The sequence below is a fragment of the Geobacillus zalihae NBRC 101842 genome, from assembly GCF_001544135.1.
GTDB classification, from domain to species: Bacteria; Bacillota; Bacilli; order Bacillales; family Anoxybacillaceae; genus Geobacillus; species Geobacillus zalihae.
On record NZ_BCPV01000141.1, the window covers coordinates 1 to 974 of the forward strand.

The window sequence follows — 974 nt, forward strand, 5'->3', positions numbered from 1 at the left end:
GCTTCTTTACCTTTTCAATTATTTCTATCGGTTGTTGATACTTCACTTCTTCATACTCAATCTCTTTATATTTGTTAATCGAAAGGTCATAGTCATTTTCACGAATTTCTTCCACCGGCACAAAGAACGACTGCTCCGTGCGTTTCCGTTCTTTCTCTGCTTCACGGTTATGGAAGCGCGCAATGATATCCGGAATGTCGTTGTCTTCAATCGGGGTGCGCTTGTCGTCCAACGAGTAGCCATCGGCTTTCATGTCGTAAAACCAGACGTGATCTGTTCCGCCGACGCCCGTTTTCGTGAAAATCATAATCGCCGTCGATACGCCCGCGTATGGTTTAAACACACCACTTGGCATCGAAATAATTGCTTCTAATTTATGATTTTCCACAATTTCTTTGCGGATGTCTTTATGCGCTTTCGAGCTGCCGAACAATACCCCGTCCGGCACGATGCACGCGCAACGTCCGCCTGTTTTTAAAATGCGTAAGAATAATGCCAAAAATAAAAGTTCGGTTTTCTTTGTCTTTACAACTTTTAACAAATCATTTGAAACTGCATCATAATCTAATGAACCTTTAAAAGGCGGATTGGCAAGGACAAGGGTGTATTTGTCCTTATCTTTGTTTTGTTCCGATAAGGAGTCGCGATATTCGATATTCGGATTTTCAATGCCATGGAGCATCATGTTCATCGCACCGATGCGCAACATCGTGCGGTCCATATCAAAACCGTAGAACATACGGTTATTAAAATGTTCTTTTAAACTTTGCACTAAAAATAAATCGCTGCGGTGCTTGCGCAAATATTCGCCCGCCGCCACCAAAAACCCCGCCGACCCCGCCGCCGGGTCGACGATGATGTCTTCCGGCGTCGGTTTCATCAGTTCGACCATCATTTGGATGATATGGCGCGGCGTGCGGAATTGGCCGTTCGTGCCTGCGGTGGCGATTTTCGATAACAAATACTCGTACAAA

Annotated in this window: 1 protein-coding gene; it reads right to left on the reverse strand. The window is 44.9% G+C overall.

Features of this window, described 5'->3' with window-relative positions; all coding sequences use genetic code 11:
* A partial coding sequence (locus GZ1_RS17740; RefSeq protein WP_060789018.1) for an HsdM family class I SAM-dependent methyltransferase occupies window positions 1–974 on the reverse strand: 974 nt, incomplete at both ends.